Raw genomic sequence first — 19,981 nt, 5'->3', positions numbered from 1 at the left:
CCGGACAGTCGATCTCTCTGCCGAGCCCTTGCCGGAAGGCCTGTCCGCCGTGTCTCGTTCGTCGTGGTGCTGCCTGGTGGCGGCCCTCGCTGTCGTCCTGGGGCTGTTCTGCGGGCCGACGACGGCTGCCGCCTCGACACCATCTTCCACGGATCCGTCCGTGGCCCTCGCGCTGAGCGTCGGGCAGGGTGACGGGGTTCCCGGCTGCGGCAGGAAGGGCAAGCACGACGGCACCGAGCCGGCCGTTCCCGGGCGGGCCCGTGCGGCCCACGACCAGGCGCCGGGCCTCGCCGAATGGGGTCTGCCCGCCGCCACCATTCCGTTGCCGGTGCGGCGGCTGGTGCCGATGACGCCGCGCGGACCCGACGCGGCCGCGCCGAGCCCGGTGGAACTCTCCGTACTGAGGGTGTAGACGGCTGCCCCCTCCCGGCCGTCCCTTTCCTTCCCTCTCGCATCACCAGCTCGGAGTTCCGCATGCCCGCGTCCATGCCCAAGCCGTCCCCGAAACCGTCGTCGCCGGGTAGGCCGTCGCCCCGTAAGCCGTCGCCCCGCGCGTCCAGCAGGAAGCCGCTGATCTACGGCGCCGTCGTCGTCGCGGCGGCGCTGCTCGGATACGTGTCGTACCAGGCCACCGCCCCCGATTCCCCCGCCTCCTCCTCGTCCTCGGTGGCCGACGTCACCGCGGACCCGGACGAGGGCGTCTACCCGGAGCTGGCGAAGCTCGCCCGGCGCGACGCGGGCGACAGGCTCGCGCTGGGCCGGGCGGACGCACCGGTCGTCCTCATCGAGTACGCCGACTTCAAGTGCGGCTACTGCGCAAAGTTCGCCCGGGACACCGAACCCGCCCTGGTGAAGAAGTACGTCGACGCCGGCGTCCTGCGCATCGAGTGGCGCAACTTCCCGATCTTCGGGGCCGAGTCCGAGGCCGCGGCACGCGCGTCCTGGGCCGCCGGGCAGCAGAACCGCTTCTGGGAGTTCCATCGCGCGGCGTACGCCGAGGGAACCAAGGAGAAGGGGTTCGGGAAGGAGCGGCTCAAGGCCCTCGCCCACCAGGCCGGCGTGCCCGACCTCGACCGCTTCCTCCGCGACACGGACGGCACAGCGGCCGCGGCGGCCGTGAGCAGGGACCAGGAACAGGGGTACGGGATCGGCGCGACGTCCACTCCGTCCTTCCTGATCAACGGCCGCCCGATCGCCGGGGCGCAGCCGGCGGAGACCTTCACCCAGGCCATCGAGCAGGCGGCCGACCGGGCGAAGAACCTGGGCAGCGCAGGCCAGGACGCGAAGGGTTCCGCCGGTCCGGAGAGCGCGGAAGAAGACCGGGACGGCTCCAGGTCCCCCGACGGCTCAGCGTCCTCCGAAGGCTCCGCATCCCCCGAAAGCTCCTCGAAGTGACGGCGGACATCGGATACTTCGCCGCGTTCCTCGGCGGGCTGCTGGCCCTGCTCAGTCCGTGCAGTGCCCTGCTGCTCCCGGCCTTCTTCGCGTACTCCATCGACTCCGCCTCCCGGCTGCTCGCCCGGACCGGGATCTTCTACGCGGGCCTCGCCACCACCCTCGTCCCGCTCGGCGCCGCGGGCTCGTACGCCGGAAGGCTCTTCTACGGCCATCGCGACGCCCTCGTCCTCGGCGCGGGCTGGCTGGTCATCGGGCTCGGCGTCGCCCAGATCATCGGTCTGGGCTTCGCCTCGCGCCGGATCTCCGCGCTGAGCGGCCGGATCCGCCCCACGACCGCACTGTCCGTCTACGCGCTCGGCGCCGTCTACGGCCTCGCCGGCTTCTGCGCGGGACCGATCCTCGGCAGCGTCCTCACCGTCGCGGCCGTCGGCGGCAGCGCGGCGTACGGAGGACTGCTGCTCGCCGTGTACGCGCTGGGCATGGCGGTGCCGCTGTTCGTCCTCGCGCTGCTCTGGGAGCGGTTCGATCTGGGCCGGCGGGCGTGGCTGCGCGGCCGCGCCCTGCGGCTCGGCCGCTTCGAGCTGCATTCCACGACGCTGCTGTCCGGCCTCTTCTTCATCGGCCTCGGTGCGCTGTTCCTCGCGTACGACGGGACGACGGCGTTGCCCGGGCTGCTGAACGTGGACCAGTCGTTCGCCGTCGAGCAGTGGGCCCGGGGCATCGGCGAGCACGTGCCGGACGGGGTGCTGCTGGTGGCGGTGGTGGGCGCGGTGCTGCTGGTCCTCGCGGTGCGGTCCGGGCGGCGGCGCGGCCGGGGCGGCGTGGACGGCACGAACACCGCCGAGCGGAAGGGCGCCTGACACGACGAAGGCCCCGTCCATCGGACGGGGCCTTCGGGTGGTGGCTGGGGCCGGGATCGAACCGGCGACCTATCGCTTTTCAGGCGATCGCTCGTACCAACTGAGCTACCCAGCCACGCAGCTCACAAGGGCTGCAGCGGTCCTGACGGGATTTGAACCCGCGGCCTCCACCTTGACAGGGTGGCGAGCACTCCAAACTGCTCCACAGGACCAAGCTTTGTGCGACTAAGTGTCGCACAGGTTGTGCGTGCCCCCAACGGGATTCGAACCCGTGCTACCGCCTTGAAAGGGCGGCGTCCTGGGCCACTAGACGATGAGGGCAGAACTGCTGGTACAGCTTGCTTCCACGTCTGTCGCCCGAAGGGAAAGTGAAGAAGCGGGTGACTCCGCTTCCCCCCAAGAGGTTCGGCTTCTCCTTCAACCTTCGAGGTTTCAGAACGGTCGAGCCCTGACCGGCGCCCTTGGGCACGTCGGAGACTGTACACGGGGCTTTCGGTGTCAGCCAAACCGAATAGGGGACGGCGTCGCGTCGGGCCTCCTCTCCTTGGGCAGGTGGCGGCTGACCTCGGCGGTCGTCAGGCCGAGGCCGCCCAGGGTGATCTCGTCCCAGGCCTGCAGACGGCGGGTGGAGCGGTCCAGATAGAGCACCGACGCGAGCACCTGTTCCGGCTTCTCGTTCTGCACGGCACGCAGACCGCCGCCGCCCGTGGAGCCCTCGACCATCAGCCGCGTACCGCCCTGCATGACCTCGTTCTGCCGGTGGTGGACATGGCCGGCCAGCGCGAGCGGGACCAGTCCGTCCGTCTGCCTGACCGCCTCCGGCTCGTGGGCGACGGCGATGTCCGCCGGGGTGCCCGCCCGCCGCTGGTCGCGCAGCGCGGCGGCGAGCCGCAGACCCGCCGCCTGCTGGGCCCCTTCCGCCTGCTCGGGCCCCGTGCGGTCCGGGGTGAACTGCGGGTCACCGATGCCGGCGACCCGCAGTCCGCCGACGTTCACCGCGCGGCCCTCGTCCAGCACGTGCACGTTCTTGAAACGCTTGTTCTTCTCCAGGTACCGCTGCGTCACCGCCGAGTCGTGGTTGCCGCGGACCCAGACGTAGGGGGCGCCCAGGTCGCTGACCGGGTCGAGGAAGCTGTTCTCCACGGCCGCCCCGTGATCCATCGTGTCGCCGGAGTCGATGATCACGTCGATGTCGTACTGCTCGACGAGCGAGCCGATGATGTGCCACGCCGCGGGGTTGAGGTGGATGTCGGAGACGTGCAGGACGCGCAGCGTGGCGGGGTCCGGGCTGTACACGGGGAGCGTCGAGGTGGCGTCGTACAGCTTGGTGACGTTGGTGACCAGACGGGCGAGTTCCTGCTGGTAGACGTCGAAGTCGGTGACGATCGAGCGGGCGTCGCCGACGACGGAGGGCGCGCTGGACAGCAGCCCGGAGAACTTCGGCTCCAGGACCGACTCGGGGTTCCAGGTGGCGTACGCCCCGACTCCCGAGGCGGTCAGCAGTGCGAGCGCGAGCCCTCCGGCGGCCAGGGCGCGCCGGGGCCTGCGGTAGACGGCGAGGCCGAGTGCGGTGGCTCCCGAGACGACCGCGACGCAGGAGCGCACGGCGAGCTCGCGGGCCCCGGCGCCGACGTCGWCARCGACCTCGGCCTCCAGTCCGGCGAGCCGTTCCGGGTGCTGGACCAGGGCCTCGGAGCGGACCGGGTCGAGGCGGTCGATGTCGACGTCGAGCCGGACCGGGGCGCGGTGCGAGTCCAGCTCCAGCGCGCCGAGCGGGGACACGTTGATCTTGGTGCCGCCGCTGAGGGAGGGCCGCAGGGTCATGGTCGTGTCCATCGGGCCGACCGGCGCGCGGACACTGCCGACGACGAGCAGCCCCAGCCAGGCGCCGAACAGCACGACGGCGACCAGGCCGAGCGCCCGCCCGAACGGATGCGGAGCCCCGCCGGGAAGGCCGCCGGTACGGGCGCGGCGGCCGGGCCCTCCGGCGGGGCGCGGTCGTGGGCGGGGGCGGATGAGGTGCCGGACACGGGCTGCTGCGGCACGGAACGGGTCGCGGGCCATTGGGCGCGTATGCCCCGGCGGGGAGGCGGCTATGCGCATCCGGCGCACCGGGGCACATCCGGCGGCCGTACGTGACAATGGCGGGGTGCTGGAGATGACGCGAGAAGCGTTCGAGGAACTGGTCGGCGAGGCGCTCGACCGGATTCCACCGGAGCTCACCCGGCTGATGGACAACGTCGCGGTGTTCGTCGAGGACGAACCGGAATCCGATGACCCGGAACTGCTGGGGCTCTACGAGGGCACGCCGCTGACCGAGCGCGGTGAGTGGTACGCGGGCGTGCTGCCGGACCGGATCGGGCTCCGGCGGGCTCGGCGGCTGCGGGCTCTCCGGGGTGCCGGGGCCCGGGTCGGACGGAGCCGGCGGTTCCGGCTGCTCGGGGACCCCGGGGCCCGGCGCCGAGGGCGTCTGCGCCGGCGGGCGGCCCTCCTTCGCGGGGCCCGACCGACCGGACTCCGCGCCGGGGCTGCCCGAGGGCGTGACGGAGGTCCGCGCGGCGTCATCGGCACCAGCCGCCGCACCGGCAACGGAATGGTGGCGGCGGGCAGACCCCATTCGGCGAGGCCCGGCGCCTGGTCGTGGGCCGGGTCGGGCCGGGTCGGGCCGGAAGCGGAACGGGCCGGAGTCCGGAGCGGGCCGAGCCGGGGGCGAGCGCGACATGACATGGGGCACACCGCGAGGTGTGAATGAGGTGTGCGGGCCTGGCCGAGGGCGTGTCCCCGGCGGGGCGGCGGGAGTTGGGCACAGCGCTCCCGGCTCGTTTCCGTGTTGCCTCGTCCTTCTTCGCGCCCCCGGAGGTGCCCCCGTGCGCCAGTTGCCCGTTCCCGTCCGCTGGGCGGCCGTCACTGCGGTGACGATCGCCGCGTCCACCGGCTGCATGAGCATCGGCTCCGACGGCGGGAAACCGGCGCCCTCCGGCTCCGCGGTACCGAAGGGTTCGGTGGCCGAGCCGGGCGGATCCACGGTGGCCGGGACCGGCCACGCCCGTACGGGGGGCGGCGCCGGGGCGCAGTCCGAGCGCCGGGCGGGCGGGTCCGCCGGCCCGAGCGCCTCCGTCACGCCCTCGGGCAGCCCCGGCGCGGAGTCCGGTCGGTCGGGCCCCGCGAAGGAGGGCCGCCCGCCGGCGCAGACGCCCTCGGCGCCGGGCCCCGGGGTCCCCGAGCAGCCGGAACCGCCGGCTCCGTCCGACCCGGGCCCCGGCACCCCGGAGAGCCCGCAGCCGCCGAGCCCGCCGGAGCCCGATCCGGAGCCCTCCGAGCCGGCGCCGCCGGTCCCGTCGGCGTCACCGGCCGCTCAGCTCCGTCAGGGCACGACGGGTGCGCCGGACGCCGTGTACGCGATGCGGACTCCGGAGGCATCACCGCAGGTGGGACCAGCCTGACGGGGCGGTCGGAAGGGGCCGGTTTGCGCGATGCGGGTAGGAGTGCGTATGGTAGTAGATCGTTTGATCCCATTGCCCGGCGCCGACACAGAAGAGCGCCGTGTGGCGCGTACTCTCCCTTGCCGTGGCTGGACCGCATTGAGGCGGTCGAAATTGCGAAAACACGGAGTTACGGGCGCGTGCCGAGACTCCGAGAGGTTTCGCATTTCGCATGTCAATTTCCAGTTCTGACCACACCGTCATGCCCGAGAACGTCGAGAACGACGTCGAGAACGCCGAGCTCATCGAGGCCGCAGAGGCCGTCGTCGCCGAGGCCGTAGAGGTCGCCGACTCCGTCGAGACCGACGCCCCCAAGGCGGAGCAGGCCGACACCGACGCTCCCAAGGCCGAGCAGGCCGACACCGACTCCGCCGACGAGGCGGACGCCGAGCCGACCATCACGTTCGCCGACCTGGGCCTGCCCGAGGGCATCGTCCGCAAGCTCGCGCAGAACGGTGTGACCGCGCCCTTCCCGATCCAGGCCGCGACCATCCCGGACGCCCTGGCCGGCAAGGACATCCTGGGCCGTGGCCGTACCGGCTCCGGCAAGACCCTCTCCTTCGGTCTGCCGACCCTGGCCTCGCTGGCCGGTGGGCACACCGAGAAGAAGAAGCCCCGCGCGATCATCCTCACCCCGACCCGTGAGCTCGCGATGCAGGTCGCGGACGCGCTGCAGCCGTACGGCGACGTGCTCGGCCTGAAGATGAAGGTCGTCTGCGGCGGTACGTCGATGGGCAACCAGATCTACGCGCTGGAGCGCGGTGTCGACGTCCTCGTCGCCACCCCGGGCCGCCTGCGCGACATCATCAACCGGGGCGCCTGCTCCCTGGAGAACGTCCAGGTCGCCGTCCTCGACGAGGCCGACCAGATGTCCGACCTGGGCTTCCTGCCCGAGGTCACCGAGCTGCTCGACCAGATCCCCGGCGGCGGCCAGCGCATGCTCTTCTCCGCCACCATGGAGAACGAGATCGGCACGCTGGTCAAGCGCTACCTGAGCAACCCGGTCACCCACGAGGTCGACTCCGCCCAGGGCAACGTCTCCACGATGTCGCACCACGTCCTGGTCGTGAAGCCGAAGGACAAGGCGCCGGTCACCTCGGCCATCGCCGCCCGCAAGGGCCGCACGATCATCTTCGTCCGCACCCAGCTGGGCGCCGACCGCATCGCCGAGCAGCTCATCGAGGCCGGCGTCAAGGCGGACGCCCTGCACGGCGGCATGACCCAGGGCGCTCGTACGCGCGTCCTGGAGGACTTCAAGAAGGGCTTCGTCAACGCGCTCGTCGCGACCGACGTTGCCGCCCGCGGTATCCACGTCGACGGCATCGACCTGGTCCTGAACGTGGACCCGGCCGGTGACCACAAGGACTACCTGCACCGCTCGGGCCGTACCGCCCGTGCCGGCAAGTCCGGTGTCGTCGTCTCCCTGGCACTGCCGCACCAGCGCCGCCAGATCTTCCGCCTGATGGAGGACGCGGGCGTCGACGCGTCGCGCCACATCGTCCAGGGCGCGGGCGTCTTCGAGCCGGAGGTCGCCGAGATCACCGGCGCCCGTTCGCTCACCGAGGTCCAGGCCGACTCCGCGAACAACGCCGCCAAGCAGGCCGAGCGCGAGGCCGCCGACCTGACGAAGCAGCTGGAGCGCATCCAGCGCCGCGCCGTGGAGCTGCGTGAGGAGGCCGACCGCCTGGTCGCCCGCGCCGCACGCGAGCGGGGCGACGACCCCGAGGCAGCGGTGGCCGAGGTCGCCGCCGAGGCGGAGGCCGCACTGCTGGCCGCCACGTCGGTGCCGGAGCAGCCCGCAGCGCGCGAGGAGCGTCGCGACGACCGCGGCAACTACGAGCGCCGGGACAACCGCGGTGGCGACCGCGGTGGTTACCGTGGTGGCAGCGACCGTGTCGGCGAGCGCAGCGGCCGTCCGGCCGGCAGCAACGGCTACCGCGGCAGCAGCGACCGCCCGTCGTTCCGCGGCAGCAACGACCGTCGCGAGGACCGTCCGGTCGGCGGCGGCTTCCGCTCCGGTGGCGGTGACCGTCGTGACGACCGCGGCGGCCGTTCCTTCGAGCGCCGTGACAACGACCGTCCGTCGTTCAACCGCGACCGTCGTGACGAGCGCCCCTCGGGCGGTTTCCGCTCCGGTGGCGGTGACCGTCGTGACGACCGCGGCGGCCGTTCCTTCGAGCGCCGTGACAACGACCGTCCGTCGTTCAACCGCGACAACGACCGCCCGTCGTTCAACCGCGACCGTCGTGACGAGCGCCCGTCCGGTGGCTTCCGCTCCGGCGGCAGCGACCGTCCGTTCAACCGCGACCGTCGTGACGACCGCCCGGCGGGCGGCTTCCGCTCCGGCGGCAGCGACCGCCCGACCGGCCGCCGCGACGACCACCGCGGTGGCACCGGCACGGGTACCGGCACCGGTACCTTCGGCCGCCGCGACGACAAGCCGCGCTGGAAGCGCAACGGCTGATCGTCCATAGGTCTCTGACCTGATGAAGCGGGCCCGTCCTTCACGGACGGGCCCGCTTTTCTTTTCGCTTACGTCACATGCGGAACTGCTGTTAAAATCCGGCGACTTCGATGTGGGGGGCCACGGGCGAGGGGGCCGACACAGTCGGCCATCGGCGAAGTGCAAGCGGGGGCGGGCATCCCGAGCGGTGTCCGGAACACCAGCAGTTCCCGGGCGGGGTTGTGCCCGGCTTTCCGCACCTCTCGACTTGCCTGACACAGTCCCCTGCTTCTGCCGTCCGAACAGGAGAACTGTGTCCGGTAAGAGACCTTTCGCCGCTGTCGTCGGCGTCGCCACCGCTCTCGTCATGGGAACCGCTGTCCTCACCGTCCCGATGGCGTCCTCCGCGTGGGCGGAGCCGGGGCCCCAGGTGATCCTCCCGGGGGCCACCAGCGATGTCCCCGCCACGGGAAGGCTGTTGAACGTGGGACCGCACGGCTACTTGCGTGTCGAAGAGGGGCGCGGCGCGATCTGGCGCGCGTACCACGCGACGGCCGACACCCAGGTCGATCCCTCCGCGACGATCGACGGGCGCGTCTACGAGTGGGGCACGGGCTCCGATGTCGTCGCCCAGTACCGGTCCGCCACGCGCACGGTCGAGCTGCGGGACATGGTGACGGGACAGACGCTGAACGTTCCGTTGCCGGCGGGGCACACCTACTTCGGATCGTTCGGCTGGAACGTGCTGACGCGTAGCCCGTCCGTTGACAGCCGGTTCCACGTACTGGACATGCAGACCGGCGAGGTGCGGGACCGCCCTGTCGACGGCACCGAGGGCTTCAGCGGGTACGCGGTCCTTCCGGGGCTCGGGGACGAGAGCGGCATGGTGATCGCCGCCGGTGGGCGGACCGTATGGCTGGACGTCACGCAGCGGCGCGTCGTACCGCTCCCCACAAGCGAGCCCCTGAGGCCCGAGCACGTGGTCCTGACCCGCGATCACTTGCTGGTCCGGGAAGCCGGGAAGGTCTCTGTCTACAGCCGTGAGGACTTCACCCGGGCGCTGAGCGTCCACGTGCTCGCAGAGGACCCGGGCACCCGGCTTCTCGGCATGGTCGGCAACGAGTTGATCGTTGCCCGGCACGACCCGGCGCTGGGTGGGCTGTCGGAATACCTCCCTGTGTGGCGGATCGACGCCGAACCGTTGGACGGCGCCCCCGTCCACACCGTTCTGGCCAGGTCGATCGGCAAGGCTGTGTCCACCCCGAGCGGTGGCCTGCTGGTGCAGGGAGGGCCGACGGAGTCATCCTGGGGTGTGCAGCTGATCGAGGCGGACGCCACGGAGGGGGTCCGGGTGACCCCCGAAGCCGCGATCCCGTCCCGTGCCGTGCCCAATACCGTGTATCAGCTGTCCTTGAGCCAGGGACGCCTGACGAGTGTCGAGGGGGTCGCGACGTCGGGTCGCTCCCATGTGTACACCCGGACCGCGGAGCGCCAGGGGGACACCTGGGCGTACGGCCGGCGCGAAGACCGCGGCACGCTGCCGGAACGACCGGACGGGTGCTCGGCCCCCGACTGTCCGAAGGTGGAGGAAAGCGGGGACGGCAGGATCATCTACGGTGGTCCGTTCCAGGCCGGGACCGCGAGCCCGATGCCGCCGCACCGCCTCCAGGAAGGGGCACAGCTGCCCGGTACCGCACTGGACGTCGGCACCCGGTCGAAAGGCCTCATCGGAAGCTCGGGCCGCTGGGCGGTGGTCTTCGCGACGCTGACCGACGGATCGCCCGAGGCCCGCGTGGTGAACACCGATACCGGCCAGGTGACCCGGAAGTTTCCAGTGCGTCCGTACGCGCTGTCCGGCACCACGATGTGGACCGTGGAATCCAACAACACGGCCGTGGGTTTCGACATCAGGACGGGCGCGCGCACCACTGAGGCCTCCATACCCGACTGTCTCCTCGACGGGGTCCAGGCGGTCGGGCGCCGGCTGCTCTGGAACTGCGCGGGCTCGAAGGACGACCAGGGGATCTACGACCTGAGCACCCACACCATCACCCCGTTGGGCATCGGATATGGCGCGGGCGCGCGGCTCGGAGACGGTTTCGTCGTCTACCCGTCGAGCGGCCGCCTGAAGGTGAAGGAACTGGGTGCCGGCGGCACGACACATGACGTCGAAGCCGATGTCTCCTCCTCCGAGACCGCTTGGACGTTCGACGCCGGCGACGGGACGATCGCGTGGTCGGACACGACCGGTGCCATCCACGTCGTGGACAGTGGTGCGGGGACGGCCGCGGTCGCCCTCAAGGACACCGACGTTGCTGCGACACAGGCGGTGAACGGCGGCACGGCACCCTGGAAGCCGCGCTGGTGGTTGTCGAAGCCGGTGGACTCGTGGACGCTCACGCTGCGGAACAGGGCGACCGGGTCGACGGCCCGGACGCTCTCGGGCGGCACCGCGCACGGGCTGGTGGCTGCTTCGTGGGACGGCAAGGACGCGGCGGGCCGGCTGGTCGCCAATGGCGCGTACACCTGGACCCTGTCGGCGAAGCCGGCTGATGGCCGGGGCGCGGCGCTGGCGGTGTCGGGTTCGGTGAAGGTGACGGGCGGCGCGGCTGCCGGACGGGACTTCGTCGGCGACGACGGCTTCGGCGACCTGCTGGCGTTCACGTCGGCGGGCGTGGCGGACTTCCGGGCCGGTACGGGTACGGGCCTGGTGGACGCGAAGGTGTCGGGTTCGGGCTGGACGGGCGCGAACAGTGTGACGGCGGCCGTTCCGTTCGATGACGTGAGTGGTGACCGGTGCAATGACGTGCTGGTGCGGGTGAAGAGCGGTGAGTTGCGGGCGTACAAGCCGTCGTGTGGTGGGGCGTTGAAGCCGACGACCGCGTACACGAAGGTCGGGCTGGGCTGGAACATCTACGACGTGCTCACGTCGCCCGGTGATCTGACCGGGGACGGGCGGGCGGATGTGATCGCGCGCGAGACGTCGACCGGATACCTGTACCTCTACGAGGGTTCGAGTGCGGGCGCCTTCAAGGCGCGCGTGAAGATCGGTACGGGTTGGAAGGGCTATCTGCTGGCCGGTGCGGGTGATCTGAACGGTGACGGCAAGGGCGACCTGCTGGCCCGGGACACGGCCGGGGTGTTGTGGCGGTATGCCGGTACGGGCAAGGGCACGTTGGCGGCCCGGGTGAAGGTCGGCAGTGGCTGGCAGGTCTACAACGCGCTCGTCGGTGTCGGTGACCTGAGCGGTGACGGCAAGGCCGATCTCCTCGCCCGGGACACGGCCGGGGTGCTGTGGTCCTACCGGGGCGACGGCAAGGGGCTGTTCACGGCCCGGGCGAAGGTCGGCGGCGGCTGGCAGACGTACTCCAAGCTCTACTGACGCGGGCGCGATCCGCCGCTTCCCAAGAAGGCGCGACGCGCTCGGCCCACACACCGGTCCGCGTCCGACGCATGTCGTGCCCCCGGCGAGGGAATCGCTGGGGGCATGACAAGCAACCCACCTGGAGCGCCTTCCGAGCAACCGTCCCCAGCCACCCCGCAGACCCTGTCGAAGCAGGTGCCCCACGCGGCGCCGCCGCCCGCCGGTTCCGACGAGGCGCGGCTGGCCGAGCTCGGCTACACGCAGGTACTCGCCCGCCGGATGTCCGCCTTCTCCAACTACGCGGTCTCGTTCACGATCATCTCGGTACTCTCCGGCTGCCTCACGCTCTACCTGTTCGGCATGAACACCGGCGGCCCGGTCCTGATCACCTGGGGCTGGGTCGGCGTCGGGCTGATGACGCTGTTCGTCGGTCTGGCGATGGCCGAGATCTGCTCGGCGTACCCGACCTCCGCCGGCCTGTACTTCTGGGCCCACCGGCTGGCCCCACCGCGTTCGGCGGCCGCGTGGGCGTGGTTCACCGGGTGGTTCAACGTGCTGGGGCAGGTCGCCGTGACCGCCGGGATCGACTTCGGGGCGGCGTCGTTCCTGGGCGCCTACCTGAACCTCCAGTTCGACTTCGAGGTCACGCCCGGCCGTACGATCCTCCTCTTCGCCGCGATCCTGCTGCTGCACGGCCTGCTGAACACCTTCGGCGTGCGGATCGTCGCGATCCTCAACAGCGTCAGCGTCTGGTGGCACGTGCTCGGCGTCGCCGTCATCGTCGGCGCGCTGACCTTCGTACCCGACTCGCACCAGTCGGCGTCGTTCGTCTTCACCGAGTTCGTGAACAACACCGGGTGGGGCAGCGGCTTCTACGTCGTGATGATCGGGCTGCTGATGGCCCAGTACACCTTCACCGGCTACGACGCCTCCGCCCACATGACCGAGGAGACGCACGACGCCGCGACCGCCGGCCCGCGCGGCATCGTCCAGTCCATCTGGACCTCCTGGATCGCCGGATTCGTCCTCCTCCTCGGCTTCACCTTCGCCATCCAGTCGTACGACGGAGCCCTGGCCTCCCCGACCGGCGCCCCGCCCGCCCAGATCCTCCTCGACGCCCTGGGCGCCACCACGGGCAAGCTCCTGCTCCTCGTGGTGATCGGTGCCCAGCTCTTCTGCGGCATGGCCTCCGTGACCGCGAACAGCCGGATGATCTACGCGTTCTCCCGGGACGGCGCCCTGCCGTTCTCCCGCGTCTGGCACACGGTCAGCCCCCGCACCCGCACCCCCGTGGCCGCGGTCTGGCTGGCCGCCTTCGGCGCGCTGGTCCTCGGACTCCCGTACCTGATCAACGTCACGGCGTACGCGGCCGTCACCTCCATCGCGGTGATCGGCCTCTACATCGCGTACGTCATCCCGACCCTGCTCCGCCTCCTGCGCGGCGACGACTTCCGCCCCGGCCCCTGGCACCTCGGGCGCTGGTCCCGGCCCATCGGCATCGTCGCGGTGGTGTGGGTGGCGGTGATCACCGTCCTCTTCATGCTGCCCCAGGTCTCGCCCGTCACATGGGAGACCTTCAACTACGCCCCGGTCGCCGTCCTGGTGGTCCTGGGTTTCGCCGCCACGTGGTGGTTCGCCTCGGCCCGCCACTGGTTCCTCAATCCGGATCACAAACGCACGATCGCCCGCGGCAAGGCCCGCTGACCGCGGCTGCTTCCACGGCGACGGGGCCCGGCAACCGATACCCGATCGGCGGCCGGGCCACGGCGGGCTATGCTCGGGGGTGATTCGCCGAGGGCCGTTAGCTCAATTGGTCAGAGCAGCGGACTTTTAATCCGTTGGTTGTGGGTTCGAGTCCCACACGGCCTACGCGACGCAGGGCGGGGGAACCCCCGATGACCTGTTAATCAGCGCCTCGACCGGCTTCGGCCGGTCGGGGCGCTTCGTCGTTCCCGGCCTCGTGCGTGAGCGGACGGTCGGACAGCAGGGGCGACGGAGGAAGCCTCAGGGGCACGCGGCGCCAGGGCGACGGCGGCTTCGGCGGCAGCCTTGTCGGCCTCGGCAGCGGGCATCGATGATGCTGGTCCGCGGCGGTCGGGCGGACGCTGCCGTCCGCCTCCTGCTGGTCGCGAAGCGGGCTGCGGGTGGTCGCCCGCCGTCCCTGGCCCCGACCAGGTCTCTCCCTGGCCCCGACCAGGTCTCTCCCTGGCCATGCGGCCGGACCGCGTCCCCCCGGCGCCACAGGTCCTGGGCGGAACAAATGCCGTACGACCGCGGCCGCCTGGCGCGTCGCCGCCTACGCCACCGTACGGATGAGCTTCTTGTTGACGAACTCCTCGATGCCCGGACGGCCGAGCTCGCGGCCGAAGCCGGAGCGCTTGATGCCTCCGAAGGGCAGTTCGGCGCCTTCGGCGCCGACGCCGTTGATGAACACCATGCCTGCCTCGATGCCGGCGGCGACGCGGGCGGCCTGGGCAGCGTCCGTGGTGAAGACGTAGGAGCCGAGACCGTAGGGGGTGTCGTTGGCGATCCGCAGCGCGTCCTCCTCGTCGGCTGCCCGGAAGACCATGGCGACCGGTCCGAAGAGTTCCTGGCGCGCTGCGGCGTGGCCGGTGGTGAGACCGGTAAGGACCCCGGCAGGGAAATGGGCGCCGCTGCGTGCGCCTTGGGTGTGCAGGGTTGCGCCTTCCGCGACGGCGGCGGTCACCTGGCGCTCGAGGGTGTCGGCCGCGGCGACCGAGGACAGGGGAGCCCCGGACTGGCGGGCGAGGAGCGCGGTGGTGAACTTCTCCACGAACGTGTCGTAGTGATCGGCCGTGATGATGAACCGCTTGGCGGCGTTGCATGCCTGGCCCGTGTTGTCGAGGCGGGCGGCGACGGCGGCGTCCACGACGGAGTCGAGGTCGTCGGTGGACAGCACGATGAACGGGTCGGAGCCGCCGAGTTCGAGGACGACCTTCTTCAGGTGCCGCCCGGCGATCTCGGCGACGGCGGCACCGGCCCGTTCCGAGCCGGTCAGGGACACGCCGTGGACGCGCGGGTCGGCGATGACCTCGGCGATCTGCTCGTTGGTGGCGTACACGTTGACGTACGCGCCGACGGGGAAACCCGCCTCGGCAACCAGCCGCTCCAGGTGTGCCGCGGTGGCAGGGCACTGCGGGGCGTGCTTGAGGACGATGGTGTTGCCCAGGGCGAGGTTCGGGGCGGCGAACCGGGCGACCTGGTAGGCGGGGAAGTTCCACGGCATGATGCCGAGCAGCACACCCACCGGGCCGCGCCGTATGACGGCGCGACCGGGGCCGGAGGTGACGGGGAGCTCCTCGTCGGCGAGGAACTCCTCGGCGTGGTCGGCGTAGTAGCGGTAGATGTCGACGCAGAAGTCGATCTCACCCTCCGCCTCTGCGAGCGGCTTGCCCATCTCGCGCACGATGCCCGCCGCCAGTTCGGCGCGGTGCTCGGCGTGCAGATCCCCGAGCCGGCGCAGCAGCGCGGACCGCTCGGCCACGGAGGTGGTTCGTCCCCAGGCGGTGGCCTCGTGGGCGGCGTCGACGGCCGCGGCCACGTCGGCGTCGGTGGCGGTCGGGTAGGTCTGGACGGTCGTGCCGGTGGTCGGGTCGGTGACGGCGTACATCAGGTCTCCAGGAAGTGCGGGGGCGGTGGCAGGGCGCGCGGCGGCCTCGCCGGCAGGTGTGCCGCGAGGCCGGCGTCGCGGAGTCCTACGGTTCGAGAATGGTGCGGGTCCCCACGGCGGACTTGAGGTCCTCGAAGGCGGCGGCTGCCTCGTCGAGCGGGCGGACTTTGCCGATCAGCTCGTCCAGCGGCAGTCGGCCGGCCAGGTAGAGGCGGGCCAGCTTCGGAATGTCGATCGCGCCGACGCTGGAGCCGTAGTTGCAGCCGAGGATGCGCTTTCCCTGGTCGGCGAGGTCGAAGAGGTTGAACGCGCCCGTCGCACCGTCGGCGGCCATGCCGACCAGGACGGCCGCCCCGCCGGAGGTGAGCATCCCAGGGAGGGTCTCGATGACCCTGGGGCTGCCGATGGCCTCGAACGCGTAGTCGACCCCGCCGAGTTCCTCCTGGCACCAGGCGGCGACATCGGTCGTGGCGGCGTCGAGCGTGTGCGTCGCTCCGAACCGTTCGGCGGCGGCCAGACGCTCGGGGGAGAGGTCGACGGCGATGATGGGATCGGCTCCCACCAGCCGCAGGCCCATCACCACGGACAGGCCCACCCCTCCGGCGCCGACGACGACGGCGGACTCGCCGGCCCGCACGCCGGCGGTGTTCAGGACCGCGCCGATGCCGGTGGAGACGGAGCAGCCCAGGAGGGCTCCGATGCCGAACGGCAGTGCGTCGGGGACCTTGACCACGGCCGATTCGGGCACGACGGCTCGGCTCGTGAACGCGCCGAGTCCCAGGAAGGGCCAGACCTCGTCGCCCCGGGCGTCGGTGATGGGCGTCGTGCCGTCGGGCAGGGTGTTCGCCACGGCCTGGGTGCCGGTGCACAGCCAGGCCATGCCGGCCAGACACTTCCGGCAGCGGCGGCAGGGGGCGAACCAGGACAGGACGACGTGATCGCCCGGTTTCACCCCGGCAACGCCCTCCCCTGTGTGCGTGACCACACCGGCGGCCTCGTGGCCCATGACGAGTGGGCGGTCGCTGGGCCAGTCGCCCGTCAGGATGTGCAGGTCGGAGTGGCACACCCCGGCAGCGCGGATGTCGATCTCGACCTCGCCCGGTCCGGCGGGGCGGTGGGAGATCCGGCGGGTGTGCAGTCCTGCGACGGGGTCGGCCTCCTGCTCGGACTCAACGGCAACGCGGCGGCCACGCTGATCTCCTTCGGATCCGGTGGCTTCTACTTCATCTTCCTGGCGGTTGCCCTCGTCGCGCCTCATGACCACCCTCGCGCCCACCCGGCGCACACCACCGGCGCGCACCCCGGCCCGCGGGGTGCGCGGGCCGGGGTGCGCGCCGGTGGTGTGCGCCGGGTGGGCGCGAGGGTGGTCATGAGTGCTTCGAACATGCCGTAGAGTTGTGTTTACCGACGCGGGGTGGAGCAGCTCGGTAGCTCGCTGGGCTCATAACCCAGAGGTCGCAGGTTCAAATCCTGTCCCCGCTACTGAAGAATCAGGCCCGGCATGCATACAGCGTGCCGGGCCTGATTCGTTGACGCCGTGGGCCCCTGGGCCCGTCGGTCCGTGGCCCGCCGGGTTGGCCGGTGCGGGGTCGTATCGCATACGCGTACCCCCATTGGCCGACGAGGAGTCGCCCCGCGACCCTGCTCCGGGAAGCCTGGGAGTGGTGCGCGGTACCGTCCGCGACCGTGGATGCACCGGGCAGGAGAGCAGCAGGTGGGGAAGCGGGAGAAGCGTCGGGGGACGCGCGGCGGGGGTGTGCGGACCCGGCGGTTCGTCAGGCTGCTGCCCACCCTGATGATCGTCGGGGGCGTGGTGTTCGACGGCTTCACCCCGCCCGAGTTCACCGCCATCCCCTTGTTCACGGCTGCCCCGCTGATCGCCGCGCCGTTCTTCTCGCTGGCCAGCACGGTCCGTACGGGTGTCGCCGCGCTGCTGGCCGTCGTCGTGCTGCGACTGTCCAGCGGCGGCCTGCTTCAGGTCGTGCCCTCCATCGAACTGCTCACCGTCCTCACCGTCTCCGTCCTCGCCGTCGTGATCAACGGCGTCGTGCGACGCAGCAACGAGCAGCTGGCCTCCGCCCGCGTCATCGCGGAGACGGCCATGCGGGCGGTACTGCCGACCCCGTCCGACCGGATCGGCGGGCTTCACGTGGCCGCGCGGTACGAGGCGGCGCAGGCTGACGAGTTCGTCGGCGGCGACCTGTTCTCGGTGACGGACAGCCCGCAGGGGGTGCGGCTGGTGGTCGGGGACGTACGCGGCAAGGGGCTGGACGCCGTGGAGGCGGTGGCGGTGGTCATCGGGGCCTTCCGGGAAGCGGCCGAACAGGAAGAGACGCTGGAGGGCGTGGCGCTGCGGCTGGAGCGCGCGCTGGCGCGGGAATCGGACCGGCGTGGTGGCCTGGACGCGTTCGAGGGGTTCATCACCGCCGTGCTCGCCGAGGTTCCCCCGGGCGCGGGCCGGGTCCGGATCGTCAACCGCGGTCACCCCGAGCCGCTGCTGCTGCACACGGACGGAGGGCTGGAGGTGCTCGGTCCTTCGGTGCCCGCGCTGCCGCTGGGGATGGACCTGGGGGTGTGGCCGGACCGGGCCGACGAGTGGGACCTGCCGGCCGGTGCGACGCTCCTCCTCTATACGGACGGCCTCTCCGAGGCCCGTAACGCCGCAGGGGTCTTCTACGATCCTGCCGAGCGGCTGCGGGGACGGATCTTCCCGGGGCCCGAGGAACTCCTCTCCGCGCTGACCGATGACGTGCGGCTGCACACGGGCGGCGAGTCGACGGACGACATGGCGCTGCTCGCGGTCGTGCGGCCCGCCGAGGGGCAGCCCGACCGGCGCAGGACCGTGAAGATCGTCGGCCTGGGCGACGGCGGCGGCTGAGCCCGGACCCGTGGTGAGGGGCGCGGTGCGCGCGGCGGGCGGCCATGCCACAGTCCGTAACCGAAAGGCACCCCTCCGCATAACATTTGACGCAACGTCAGAAACCGGGTGGTGGCCGAGGGGCGATCAACTCGCCCGATTGCACCCGGTTGTGTCCCGTAAAGTCCAGGCCAAAGACGTGAACGATCAGTGGGAACGGCTTGGAATCGGACCCCGGTGTCTATTAACGTTCGATAACGCAGCGCGGTTGTCCCAGCCGCCGTCAGTGGCGGCACCGTGCGCGAGCGCCGAATTCCGCAAGGGAACCGGGGAACCACCTACATGGGGTGAATCGGGCAACTCTGTCTTGTTTGTGAGATGGAGGAACCCGTAGGAGACCTTCCTGCTCCGAACCCGTCAGCTAACCCGGTAGGCGAGAAGGAAGGAAAGGAGTGCGCCCCCGTGGCGTCCAACAAGCCTGCCCCCGAAGCTCCCTCTCGGTTCCGGTCCGAGTACGGCGATGACTTCGCCACCCGGCCCGCCACCGCATTCGGTACGGAGTACGGGGCCGACTACGCGACCGATTACGGGACCGATCGGGGCAGCGACTTCGGAAACGACTTCCGCGCCGACGAGGCCGGGTCCGACCGGACCTGGGAGGAATGGAACCCCACCGAGGAGTCCATCCGCCCCGTGCGCGGCAAGCACCGCGTCGCCAAGCAGCGCAATGGTCTGGCCCGCAGCTCCACCGTCCTCGGCGTCGGCGTCATCGCGGCCGTCGGTGCGGGTGGCATGGCCACCGCCCAGAGCAAGCCGCCGGTCTCCATCTCTCTTCCCGATTCCATCTCGGACAATCTCCCCGACGCCAAATCCCTCCCGGGCGTCGGCGCACTGTTCTCGGGAGAGTCCGAGTCCGCGGCGGAGAAGGCCGCGGCCGAGACCGCTTCCGCCCCGCTGACGACCGCCGGCATCACCACCGCCGAGGCCGAGCAGGGCACGACGGACGCCGGTGAGGCACTCCGCGCCCGCATCCTCCAGCAGGCCGAGCAGCAGCAGGACGCCGCCGACGCCGAGGTCAAGGCAGCAGCGGAAAAGGCGGCCGCGGAGAAGGCCGCCGCCGAGGCGAAGAAGCAGCAGGACGCGGCCGAGGCCAAGATCGCCGCCGCGAAGAAGAAGGCGGCGGAGGAAGCCGCGAAGAAGGCGGAGGCGCTTCGGCTCGCCAAACTCGCCGCCAGCTACGCCATCCCCACCTCCTCGTACACGATCACCTCGACCTTCGGCGAGGCCGGATCGATGTGGTCCTCCGGCTACCACACGGGCCTCGACTTCGCGGCGCCGACCGGTACCCCGATCAAGGCCATCCACACCGGCACGGTCAAGTCGGCCGGCTACTCCGGCTCGTACGGCTACCGCACGGTCCTGGAGCTGGAGGACGGTACGGAGCTGTGGTTCTGCCACCAGTCCTCGATCGACGTCAGCATCGGCCAGAAGGTCACGACGGGCGACACCATCGGACGCGTCGGCGCGACCGGCAACGTCACGGGCCCGCACCTCCACCTGGAGGTCCACACCCCGGACGGCACCGGCATCGACCCGATGGCCTGGCTGCAGGCACGGGGCCTGACGGTCTGAGACCGTGCCCCGCGGACGGTCCGAGGAGGGCGCCCTTTCTGAGGGGTCCGAGGAGGGCGCCCTTTCTGAGGGGTCCGAGGAGGCCGCCCTTTCTGAAGGGGTCCGAGGAGGCCGCCCTTTCTGAAGGGGTCCGAGGAGGCCGCCCCTTTCTGAGGACGGGCCCAGGGAAGCCATTTCCCAAGGACGTTCCGAGACCGCCCCCGTCACGCCGGTTCTCCGGCCACGAACCCCGGCAGTCCTGACGCTCACCCCCCGACGTCAGGGCTGCCGGGGTTCGTGGCCGGAGAACCGGCGTGACGGGGGCGGTCTCGGAA

General features: G+C 71.4%; 13 protein-coding genes, 5 tRNA genes, 1 pseudogene and 1 riboswitch. Of the genes and pseudogenes, 13 read left to right on the top strand and 6 right to left on the bottom strand.

Annotated features, from left to right (window positions below; all coding sequences use genetic code 11):
- The first annotated feature begins 49 nt into the window (after positions 1–49).
- The 3 genes from EAO72_RS25295 (at position 50) to EAO72_RS25285 (ending at position 2,258) form a co-directional block, all read left to right on the top strand.
- Positions 50–412 carry a hypothetical protein gene (locus EAO72_RS25295; RefSeq protein ID WP_148019525.1) on the top strand — a complete coding sequence of 121 codons (363 nt, stop codon included), beginning with the start codon at positions 50–52 and terminating at the stop codon, positions 410–412.
- A 62-nt stretch (positions 413–474) separates the two neighbouring features.
- Positions 475–1,395, top strand: coding sequence for a DsbA family protein (locus EAO72_RS25290; RefSeq protein ID WP_148019524.1), 921 nt, complete (start codon positions 475–477; stop codon positions 1,393–1,395).
- A complete protein-coding gene (locus EAO72_RS25285; RefSeq protein ID WP_148019523.1) occupies positions 1,392–2,258 on the top strand; it encodes a cytochrome c biogenesis CcdA family protein in 867 nt (288 codons plus the stop codon). Before EAO72_RS25290 ends, EAO72_RS25285 begins: the two co-directional genes overlap by 4 nt.
- Before the next feature lie 38 nt (positions 2,259–2,296).
- On the opposite strand, the gene EAO72_RS25280 is transcribed toward EAO72_RS25285, so the two are convergent.
- The 4 genes from EAO72_RS25280 to EAO72_RS25265 form a co-directional block, all read right to left on the bottom strand.
- Positions 2,297–2,373, bottom strand: a tRNA-Phe gene (locus EAO72_RS25280).
- A gap of 22 nt (positions 2,374–2,395) precedes the next feature.
- Positions 2,396–2,470, bottom strand: a tRNA-Asp gene (locus EAO72_RS25275).
- 36 nt (positions 2,471–2,506) lie between these two features.
- Positions 2,507–2,579: transfer RNA gene (locus EAO72_RS25270), tRNA-Glu, on the bottom strand.
- Positions 2,580–2,756: 177 nt separating this feature from the next.
- Positions 2,757–4,322 carry a metallophosphoesterase family protein gene (locus EAO72_RS25265; RefSeq protein ID WP_148019522.1) on the bottom strand — a complete coding sequence of 522 codons (1,566 nt, stop codon included), beginning with the start codon at positions 4,320–4,322 and terminating at the stop codon, positions 2,757–2,759.
- An 85-nt stretch (positions 4,323–4,407) separates the two neighbouring features.
- Here EAO72_RS25265 and EAO72_RS44130 point away from each other — a divergent pair.
- From EAO72_RS44130 to EAO72_RS25235, 6 genes and pseudogenes are all read left to right on the top strand, one after another.
- Positions 4,408–4,644, top strand: a pseudogene (locus tag EAO72_RS44130) (metallopeptidase family protein); the annotation flags it as partial.
- A gap of 481 nt (positions 4,645–5,125) precedes the next feature.
- On the top strand, positions 5,126–5,701 hold the full coding sequence (locus tag EAO72_RS25255; protein ID WP_148019521.1) for a hypothetical protein: 576 nt from the start codon (positions 5,126–5,128) through the stop codon (positions 5,699–5,701).
- Between the two features lie 241 nt (positions 5,702–5,942).
- The gene (locus EAO72_RS25250) at positions 5,943–8,204 is read left to right on the top strand and encodes a DEAD/DEAH box helicase (RefSeq protein WP_148019520.1); all 2,262 of its coding nucleotides are present in this window, start codon (positions 5,943–5,945) and stop codon (positions 8,202–8,204) included.
- A gap of 292 nt (positions 8,205–8,496) precedes the next feature.
- Positions 8,497–11,565 carry an FG-GAP-like repeat-containing protein gene (locus tag EAO72_RS25245; RefSeq protein ID WP_187285203.1) on the top strand — a complete coding sequence of 1,023 codons (3,069 nt, stop codon included), beginning with the start codon at positions 8,497–8,499 and terminating at the stop codon, positions 11,563–11,565.
- A gap of 105 nt (positions 11,566–11,670) precedes the next feature.
- Positions 11,671–13,251, top strand: a complete 1,581-nt coding sequence (locus EAO72_RS25240; RefSeq protein ID WP_261991634.1) for an amino acid permease — start codon at positions 11,671–11,673, stop codon at positions 13,249–13,251.
- Between the two features lie 91 nt (positions 13,252–13,342).
- Positions 13,343–13,416, top strand: a tRNA-Lys gene (locus tag EAO72_RS25235).
- 427 nt (positions 13,417–13,843) lie between these two features.
- Here the strand turns inward: EAO72_RS25235 and EAO72_RS25230 are convergent.
- Together EAO72_RS25230 and EAO72_RS25225 are read right to left on the bottom strand one after the other, a co-directional pair.
- A complete protein-coding gene (locus EAO72_RS25230; RefSeq protein WP_148019518.1) occupies positions 13,844–15,178 on the bottom strand; it encodes an NAD-dependent succinate-semialdehyde dehydrogenase in 1,335 nt (444 codons plus the stop codon).
- An 85-nt stretch (positions 15,179–15,263) separates the two neighbouring features.
- Positions 15,264–16,244: a zinc-binding dehydrogenase gene (locus EAO72_RS25225; RefSeq protein ID WP_261991633.1), complete on the bottom strand. Its 981-nt coding sequence runs from the start codon at positions 16,242–16,244 to the stop codon at positions 15,264–15,266.
- Here EAO72_RS25225 and EAO72_RS42170 point away from each other — a divergent pair.
- The 4 genes from EAO72_RS42170 to EAO72_RS25210 all read left to right on the top strand — a co-directional run bounded on the left by EAO72_RS42170 (position 16,236) and on the right by EAO72_RS25210 (position 19,667).
- Positions 16,236–16,571, top strand: a complete 336-nt coding sequence (locus EAO72_RS42170) for a hypothetical protein (protein ID WP_187285438.1) — start codon at positions 16,236–16,238, stop codon at positions 16,569–16,571. The two genes, EAO72_RS25225 and EAO72_RS42170, sit on opposite strands and share 9 nt — an antisense overlap.
- A gap of 15 nt (positions 16,572–16,586) precedes the next feature.
- Positions 16,587–16,660, top strand: a tRNA-Met gene (locus EAO72_RS25220).
- Positions 16,661–16,868: 208 nt separating this feature from the next.
- Positions 16,869–18,056 (top strand): PP2C family protein-serine/threonine phosphatase, encoded by a 1,188-nt coding sequence (locus EAO72_RS25215; RefSeq protein WP_187285202.1) that lies wholly within the window; start codon positions 16,869–16,871, stop codon positions 18,054–18,056.
- 275 nt (positions 18,057–18,331) lie between these two features.
- A riboswitch (cyclic di-AMP (ydaO/yuaA leader) is annotated at positions 18,332–18,486 on the top strand.
- 11 nt (positions 18,487–18,497) lie between these two features.
- Positions 18,498–19,667: a M23 family metallopeptidase gene (locus EAO72_RS25210; protein WP_148019515.1), complete on the top strand. Its 1,170-nt coding sequence runs from the start codon at positions 18,498–18,500 to the stop codon at positions 19,665–19,667.
- Positions 19,668–19,981 lie beyond the last annotated feature (314 nt).

Origin of the sequence: Streptomyces sp. OR43 (assembly GCF_008042275.1) — a bacterium.
Taxonomy (GTDB): Bacteria; Actinomycetota; Actinomycetes; order Streptomycetales; family Streptomycetaceae; genus Streptomyces.
Note: the sequence above shows the minus strand (reverse complement) of the source record. Positions and strands in the feature narration are given on the sequence as shown.

Excerpts from the sequence above, each read along its gene's own strand:
- EAO72_RS25240 (WP_261991634.1), top strand. The coding sequence starts at position 11,671 with ATGACAAGCAACCCACCTGGAGCGCCTTCCGAGCAACCGTCCCCAGCC.
- EAO72_RS25250 (WP_148019520.1), top strand. The coding sequence starts at position 5,943 with ATGCCCGAGAACGTCGAGAACGACGTCGAGAACGCCGAGCTCATCGAG.
- EAO72_RS25230 (WP_148019518.1), bottom strand. The coding sequence starts at position 15,178 with ATGTACGCCGTCACCGACCCGACCACCGGCACGACCGTCCAGACCTAC.
- EAO72_RS25290 (WP_148019524.1), top strand. The coding sequence starts at position 475 with ATGCCCGCGTCCATGCCCAAGCCGTCCCCGAAACCGTCGTCGCCGGGT.
- EAO72_RS25215 (WP_187285202.1), top strand. The coding sequence starts at position 16,869 with ATGCACCGGGCAGGAGAGCAGCAGGTGGGGAAGCGGGAGAAGCGTCGG.